This is a genomic window from Gilliamella sp. Pas-s95 (assembly GCF_009795795.1).
GTDB classification, from domain to species: Bacteria; Pseudomonadota; Gammaproteobacteria; order Enterobacterales; family Orbaceae; genus Gilliamella; species Gilliamella bombicola.
Window position 1 is genome coordinate 1 of record NZ_WTFC01000051.1, and the last position, 5,925, is coordinate 5,925.

Consider the following 5,925-nt stretch of genomic DNA (forward strand, 5'->3'; position numbering starts at 1 on the left):
CAATCGCGATGGCAGACGGCTTACGTTTTGCGATTCGTGAAGGTGGTCGTACTGTTGGTGCTGGTGTTGTTGCTAAAGTTATTAAGTAATCGACTTGCCACAATAAAAAAGGTGCTTTTATGCACCTTTTTTTATTTTATTACTCAAAACATATCTGTCACAAAAAATCTGCTTTAACGATAACCATTATTCGGCTCATCATCATTTAATATTTCCTTTTATACCCTAAAACTATGCATAAGTTTATTATTCGTGAATTTAATTCATGATACTATAAATCAATACCGTATTTATCTTAAAGAATACAACAAATAAAATAATGCTATAAATAGCGTGTATTTCAGCAAAAGTGTTACACCTACTCAAACCAATTTCTAAAAAAGAGAGGGTTTTATGCAATATTTACAACTTGGTAATTCAGATATTAAAGTATCTCGTTTTTGTTTAGGCTGTATGAGTTTTGGTGACCCTGCTAGTAAAATGCATGCATGGACGCTTAATGCAGATGAAAGCGAAGCAATCATTAAACACGCACTCGATTTAGGTATTAATTTTATTGATACAGCCAATACTTATTCAGCAGGAACCAGCGAAGAGTATTTAGGGCGAGCCATCAAAAAGAATATCGCTCGTGATAAAGTCATTTTAGCAACGAAAGTCTTCTTTAATGAAGGACACCTATCAAAAGTCGCGATTGAAAGGGAAATAGACGGGTCACTTAAACGACTTGGCACTGACTATGTCGATTTATATATCATCCATCGCTTTGACTACACAACACCAATTGAAGAAACAATGCAAGCATTACATAACCTAGTCAAAGCAGGCAAAGTCCGTGCATTAGGAGCATCGGCTATGTATGGGTATCAATTTTATAACATGCAACTCGCCACCACACAAAACGGCTGGACTCCCTTTGTTTCGATGCAAAATCACTACAACTTACTGTACCGTGAAGATGAGCGTGAGCTTATCCCTATCTGCCAACAATTCAATGTTTCTTTAACACCCTACAGCCCTTTGGCCGCAGGCAGACTTGCTCGCCTAGCATGGCAAACCGACACCTTACGCAGTCAAACCGACCAAGTCGCCAAGTCTAAATATGATGGCACACAAAAAACAGATGCTAGCATTGTACAAAGAGTTAATGAACTTGCCCAAAAATATGGGGTAACCATGACACAAATAGCACTAGCGTGGCAATTTACTAAAGGGGTGACAGCACCGATTATTGGGGCGACTAAAACCAAATATCTTGATGATGCGGTTGGAGCACTAAAAGTGTCGTTATCGAAAGATGATATTGTTTATTTAGAAGAGCCGTATATGCCGCATCGGATTGTTGGGGCGATTTGAGCAGTAAAAATGGAATGATGATTGTTTTTCATAAAAACAATCAAAAAATTACAATAAAATCAATGATTTTAATTTCTGATTTTTGGGCGTAAAATCAGGCCTTTTTGTTTTGGTGAATAGGATGGATTAGGTGCAGTGGTTTCGGACGTTTTGACCTTAGGTGAACAAAAATAGCTATCGTGACCACGTCCGATTTAGGGGATTTTTTGCGAAATGAACTGCCCCCCCCAAAAGTTGGATTGTTTAAATCTACTTTTGGGGGGCAGTTCAAAATGCCCCAACTTACGCAGGGGCGTTATTCTTTGTTAAATTGTCCTCTCAGGCACCATAACCGCCCCCGCGGCCCAAGGATTAAGGACTAAACGCTAAAAACTAAGGTGCGGTGCAAACAGCACAGTTTCTGTAGACGTAGCCGCCGCCGTGGAAGTAGAGGTCGCCGTATTTCGAGGAGACAGAGATAGCGTCGCTTGCCCAGTATAAGTTGTAGACGAAGCCCGCATCAGCGTAGTAGTACATGCTGCCCCACTCCGAGAAAAAACCTGCACCTATACGACGATTGTAATAATCACGATTACTGGCTGCATTGGTTAAATCGCTGAACCTAGTAGGCATCCGATAACCCAAACGACTACACCAAGTGGATTGGTTAGACTGAGTATCGAGTTTACTACCCCGATGGACGAACCACTGCTTTAAGACAAACCCATACCTCACCTCATTACCATGACTATCCCTACCGACCAACTCAAATCTCTGTGGCAAAGAGGGGACATCTAGAGGACTAGGATTATCTGAATTTATCTGAGTATCATCAGCCCTAGGACCGCTTAACTTAACTCGTGCGACAACTTTTCCTCTATCAACACTAGGAATCCAACCATCATTAGCTGCTACACTTGTCACCGTAGCTGTTATATCACCATTCGTGACAACAGACCATGTCAACTGACCTGCATTAACTCCTGCAGGCATCTCTAAGTCAAAATACAACCCATCAGCACCCGTTGTAGGAAAATTTCGGTCGTAAGATGAATAATCATTAGACTGAGTTAAAAAACCCTTTGTAGGAGACCATATGTTAGATGGGCCTGCATAACGAGGATTATCATCAGAATCGATGCCAGTTGTACCACCATATAACAAATTCGGCCTTGCGTAACTCACAAAGTAACAACCACCAGAAGAATCCGGCTTGATGTAATACGTCACTTGCTGACTACTAAAAAGACTACTATTAGGCACACCATACGGTGTAGTTAAACTACTATGTGTAACATCTAATCTCACTCTATAAGGTGCCTTACAAGGATTTAATGTGTCATTACGACTTACGCTACGACCATTTTTGTCAGAGAAACCAACCGATATTCTCCCTGTTGCTGTTACACCATTTGTACTCTGACCATCCCCATCATCATCCCCCCAATTGCCCAATGCTACTAAGTCACTTAAATTTCGTGAAATATATCCCGGCGGCACCAACATTCCTATATCACCTAATGTACTCCCTGCCGGTAATATTATCGGATTTGTCGCACTTGATGTATTTGTTGATGGTGTAATCCTTGTACCATCCGGCAACGTTATAGACACGAAGTCATCCCTTGAAGTTACCCTCGTTCGACCTCCGTCAAACGTAAAATAAGGTGCACTTCCGTGAATAGTATTGGTTGTATTTGCCGTTAACGCCTCTGTACCCTGCGTATATGACAACAACAATACCACGAAGAACAACGCCGATTTAAGGAATCTAAATAATCTAAGTAAACTGAGTAAGCCTGATAAGCCTGATAAGCTTGGTAAACTTGGTAAACCTGAAAATTTAGATAGAAGAGGTAAACGCCTTGACCTCGGTGATAACCCTGCCGATAACGTCTCCGATTTCGCTACGCGAAATGACCTCGCTGATGAAAATAAGAATTGAGTCTGATTTCGACTACCGTGAAAATTAAAAAGTTTTAGGGCGTAGGTTTGGCATGCCAGATGCCAGATGCCAGATGCCATAAATGGTAACGCATTTCGATCATCCTGTCAAGTAATTTTTTGTTTTATTTCGATTTTTTATAACCGACTGCTCTAATAATGAGCACTCCCTTGCTTTGTAAGCGACTAAATTATAACCGCTTGACCAATAATGCGCCACCTTTTTTGTTAAAAATTTGTAAAGTTTTGTTAAAGGATGAGTCAGCTTATGTTGGCGGGCTTTGGGAGGAGGGGGTTGGCTGGTGGTTTTTGGCTAAAAACCAATAAATAAAAACTTGAATAAAATCAATACCTTTTCTGACCGATTTTTGGGCGGTAATTGCGTTGTTTTTTAACAAAAAAACTCACCAAAAAACACCTAAGGTTATGTTGTTTGTCCTATTCCGGCGTCAGAATGTGCCGACAACAGAGCGAGGTTAGCACGCCAAACAGGGATGTTTGGCGAGTTTGTGCTGCGTCTGGAACGCGTCCACAAACGGTGCGTTAAGACCGAGCGACAAATTTGTCTGGAACAAATTTGAACACCTGAGCATAGCGAAGGTGCCTCGAAGAGGCGAGTATCAGGATGATACGAGTAATTACGGAGGGTAGCCATAGGCCACATTCTGCAGCCAAAGCGTGGGATTGCAAAGGGAATTCGCTTTAATTCCCTTTGCTCGGACGTGGTCACTGTAGCTATTTTGTTCACTAAAGGTCAAAACGTCCGAAACCTTGCCGTACTATAAATAGACCACAAATTTAAACCGCTACAGCATAACCCTAAGGGAAAATTCGCCAACTTACACGGGGGCTTTATTCTTTGTTAGATTATCCTCTATTTGCACCATAACCGCCCCCGCGGCCTAAGGATTAAGGAATAAGAAATAAAAGCTAAGGTGCGGTGCAAACAGCAGCGCTGCCGCTGCTGGCACTGTGGCCGTAAACGGCGCCGTCGTACGTGTTGACATCGAAGCCATAGCTACCTGCCGCGTCACTCGTCCAGTGGTAGTAGGGGGTGAAGCCCGCATCAGCGTAGCGGCTCACGTGGCCCCACTCCGTGAAAAGACCTGCACCTATGTGACGCTTGTAAACATTATTACCAGACGACGGCACGGCGCCTACTGCACCAGTACAAGGATAACTATTATTCACTTTCCAACCAGAACAAACCGCATTAGTTAAATCCCTTACCCTAGCAATACGATAACCCAAACCACTACACCAAGTGGATTGGTTAGCCTGAGTACCCCGTTTATCACCCCGATTGACGAACCACTGCTTTAACACAAATCCATACCTCACTACATTACCATTTCTATCACGACCCTCTAACTCAAATGTCTGTGGCAAAGATGGCACAGTTAGTGGACTAGGATTAGCTGACTGTATCTGAGAACTACTTGCCCTAGGACCACTTAACGTTACTCTTACTACACGTTTTGATTTATCAGTAATCCATCTATCTTCGTTTGCGCCTTGGTTTGGCAGCGCCCTCTGATTCACCGTTGCTCTTATACTACCACTCGCGGTCGTGGCAGATGACCACGACAACCCATGTCCATCAACTCCACCTATGAGCAAATCAAAATACAAACCATCAGCGCCTGTTGTCGGAAAGTTTCGGTCATAAAATGTTGGATTTGTAGACTGAACTAAAAAGCCCTTATTAGGATTCCATATGCTAGCTGGGCCGGCGTAGTTAAGGCTGTCGTCAGGAACAATGCCAGTTGTGCCACCCATCAACAAATTCGGCCTTACGTGACAAACAGCAGGACCACCATACGGATTGATATAATATGTCACCGTAGCTCCACTAAAACTGGTCCTATTAGGAACCCCGTACTGTGTTTGTAAATATCCCCCTGTACTACTTAAGGTTACCCTATAAGGAGCATTACATATATCTAATCTATCACTACGATTAACAGTATTCCCATCCTTATCCGTAAATGATATTGACACACTCCCAGATGCCGTAACATCATTTCTACCCTGACCATCCCCATCAGCGTCCCCCCAATTCAGATATCTATCCACTAAATCACTAAAACTTACTGAACTAACTGATGGCGGAACTACCGTCCTTATATGCCCCAAACCGCTCGCCACTGGTAATATTATCGGATTTGTCGGACTTGATGTATTTGTCGACGGTGTGATAAGTCGATTACCATTTAACTTAATAGACAATAAACTATCCGTTGAAGTTACCTTAATCTGACCCCCATCAAACGTAAAATACGGCGGAGTTCCTTCAATGACTCGTGATGTATGCGCGGTTAATGCCACAGAACTCTGTGTATATGACAACAATAATGGCACGAAGAACAACACTTTAGGTAATCTAAATAATTTAAGTAAGTCTGGTAATTTAAATAGAGAAGATAAGTGTCTCGGCCTTGGCGATAACGTCGCCGATTTCGCTACGCGAAATGACCTCGGTGATGAAAATAAGAACTGTGTCTGATTTCGACTACGGTGAAATTGAAAAAGATTTAGGGCGTAAGTTTGGCAGGCCAGATGCCAGATGCCAGATGCCAGATGCCAAGTATGATAGCGCATTTCGATTATCCTGTCAAGTAAATTTTTGTTTTATTTGAATTTTTT

The 5,925-nt window shown here is 42.3% G+C and carries 3 protein-coding genes and 1 pseudogene; 2 read left to right on the plus strand and 2 right to left on the minus strand.

Translation table 11 applies throughout. The features are described from left to right. Both GQ598_RS10680 and GQ598_RS10685 read left to right on the plus strand, forming a co-directional pair. A pseudogene (locus GQ598_RS10680) lies at positions 1 to 89 on the plus strand (elongation factor Tu); the annotation flags it as partial. A gap of 304 nt (positions 90 to 393) precedes the next feature. After that, positions 394 to 1,356 (plus strand): aldo/keto reductase, encoded by a 963-nt coding sequence (locus tag GQ598_RS10685; protein WP_160404104.1) that lies wholly within the window; start codon positions 394 to 396, stop codon positions 1,354 to 1,356. Positions 1,357 to 1,728: 372 nt separating this feature from the next. Here the strand turns inward: GQ598_RS10685 and GQ598_RS10690 are convergent, their stop codons facing one another. Beyond that, on the minus strand, positions 1,729 to 3,360 hold the full coding sequence (locus GQ598_RS10690) for a hypothetical protein (RefSeq protein WP_160404105.1): 1,632 nt from the start codon (positions 3,358 to 3,360) through the stop codon (positions 1,729 to 1,731). An 849-nt stretch (positions 3,361 to 4,209) separates the two neighbouring features. Continuing rightward, positions 4,210 to 5,880 carry a hypothetical protein gene (locus GQ598_RS10695; protein WP_160404106.1) on the minus strand — a complete coding sequence of 557 codons (1,671 nt, stop codon included), beginning with the start codon at positions 5,878 to 5,880 and terminating at the stop codon, positions 4,210 to 4,212. Positions 5,881 to 5,925 lie beyond the last annotated feature (45 nt).

Coding starts and splice junctions, on each gene's coding strand:
- GQ598_RS10695 (WP_160404106.1), bottom strand. CDS start 5,880: ATGCGCTATCATACTTGGCATCTGGCATCTGGCATCTGGCATCTGGCC.
- GQ598_RS10685 (WP_160404104.1), top strand. CDS start 394: ATGCAATATTTACAACTTGGTAATTCAGATATTAAAGTATCTCGTTTT.
- GQ598_RS10690 (WP_160404105.1), bottom strand. CDS start 3,360: ATGGCATCTGGCATCTGGCATCTGGCATGCCAAACCTACGCCCTAAAA.